General features: G+C 63.4%; 2 protein-coding genes. One reads left to right on the top strand and one right to left on the bottom strand.

Features of this window, described 5'->3' with window-relative positions; translation table 11 throughout:
* Positions 1–191 (top strand): fumarylacetoacetate hydrolase family protein (locus VEK15_21085; protein HXV63207.1); only part of this gene is annotated, 191 nt, incomplete at its 5' end.
* A 30-nt stretch (positions 192–221) separates the two neighbouring features.
* On the opposite strand, the gene VEK15_21080 is transcribed toward VEK15_21085, so the two are convergent.
* A partial coding sequence (locus VEK15_21080) for a CocE/NonD family hydrolase (GenBank protein HXV63206.1) occupies positions 222–2,153 on the bottom strand: 1,932 nt, incomplete at its 5' end.

Below are 2,153 nucleotides of genomic sequence, written 5' to 3'. Positions count from 1 at the left end.
ATCTACTCTTCGATGTCGAGGACATCGTGAGCTTCACGAGCCAGTTCGTCACGCTCCATCCTGGGGACGTCATCTTCACCGGAACCCCCGGAACGACGAGCGCGATGAAGCCCGGCGACGTGGTCGAGATCGAGGTCGAGGGTGTGGGAATCCTCCGCAACCGCATCGCCTCATCAGGCACCGACCATTGACGTATCGATGCGGCGACTCACACCGACGATCTACTGATGGTCTCGCGGAATGGTGTCGTTCCAGACCTTCTGTCGCATCAATGCGCCGTTCTCGAATAGCCGTCGCGTGTAGGTGTAGTAGAAATTGTCGAGATCGCTGCGGAAGGTGAGCTCTGCCTCCCAGACCAGCGTTCGTCCGTCGAGCTCGAGCGTCATTCGGTGCTCGCCGAGCATCGATGTCCGCTCCGGATGGTCTTCCTCCGTTTGGTGCGTGATGCTCTCTCGGTAGCGCTCGATGCCCCACGGATATCGCGTCGCCCCGCTGTTGGTAGCGACGACCTTGACCACGCCGGTCTGCGGGTTTCGCTCGAAGCTCGAGACCTCGCCATAGCCCGAGCTCGTGCCGTCGTCCAGGCTCTCGTAGCCGGGGAGGCTCGACGTCGCGGTGGCAGGAAGAAAGGCAGGACGCGGCCGGTCTTCGTGGGGAACCACCGGGAGCAGGATGCGCGCGCCGTCCTCTCCGCCGATTTGAAGCGATGTCGTCATCGGGTAGGGGGTCGGCCAGAACATCGGCCACTGGGCGTTCGAGATGGACACGCGAATGCGGTGCCCCGCGGGGAAGACCCAGGACGTGAAATGCATCTCGATCTCGAGCGGGAAGGGGACGCCGGGCTCGATCCATTTCGGCTCTTTGGCCGACTCGCGATGCGTACCGTTGAAGCCGGCACCCGCCACCTGAGTGACCGTACCATCGGGAGCGACGTCGGACAGACGGACGAACCAGTTGGCGTGGCGAGCATCGGCGGAGACTTTGAGAAGAGCACGCGGCAGGCCCAGGATCTCCATCGCCTCGTCGAGGGGTTCCGAGTCATAGACGAGACTGTAGGCGTCGGTCGGCCGCTGGTCGTGAGCGACATCCCCCCACCACATCACCGGTCCGCCCGCCTCCATGCCGACCCAGGGAACGTAGCGTAGCTGATGATTCGACACGCTCGTCGCCCTCGAATGCGAAAGGACGTGGTTCCCCTGTGGATAGAACGCTCGCTCGCGAATCCGCGCGATAGGCCAACCGTCCTCCCAACGCCATTGTCCCGGAACCTCTTCCAGGAAAGGCCCGGGAGGATGCCAGTCGCGGATGAAGACGGCGAATCGCGGCTCGTCCAGGATCCCGGTGTCCTTCCCCTTGAGCCAGTGATCGAACCAGCGCACGGCTTCGTGCCGCCACTCGAACTGCGGTTTGGGGTAGGCGTTGTGGGGAAAGGCATGGGACCAGGGGCCCATGATGGCTTTCGTCGGGGCGCTCACGTGCTCGAGCATGCGCGGGACGCTGTCACGATAGCCGTCGTACCACCCGCCGATCACGAAGCTGGGAATGCGAATCGAGTCGTATCGCGCCTTGAGCGCGGTGCGGTCCCAGAAGGGACCGTCGCGCTGTTGGCGCTTGTAGGTCATCATCCACGGCTCGGTGTCGAAGCGGTCGCGGAAGTTGGCTTCGTCGATCACGTAGTCGGGGGGACCGGGACGGGCATTGTCGAGATCCTGGCTCATCTCCCATGAGTCGAGGTGAAGAATCCCGTCCATATAGTGCACGTCGTCTTGATAGAGATCATCGGTGGCGTCCACGGCGAGGATCGCCTTGAGCGCGGGCGGGTTGCGCATCGCCATGTGGATGGAATTGAAGCCGCCCCAGGAGATGCCGAACATGCCCACGGCGCCGCTCGACCAGGATTGCTTCGAGAGCCAGTCGATGACGACCTCACCGTCCTCCTGCTCCTGGTCCGTGTACTCGTAAGCGATGAGACTGCCCTCGCTGTTTCCCATTCCCCGGATGTCCACCCGGGCGACGACGTAGCCACGCTCGACGAAGTAGCTGTACAGGCCATGGTTCCTCGCACTGGCCTCGCCTTTGCGGTACGGCAGGTACTCGAGAAGCACCGGGAACCGCTCTCCCTCGGGTCCGCCCGACGGCATGAACAGGTCACC

The organism is Vicinamibacteria bacterium (assembly GCA_035620555.1).
Taxonomy (GTDB): Bacteria; Acidobacteriota; Vicinamibacteria; order Marinacidobacterales; family SMYC01; genus DASPGQ01.
The sequence above is the reverse complement of the archived record's forward strand: the minus strand, read 5'-3'. Positions and strand labels throughout refer to the sequence as shown.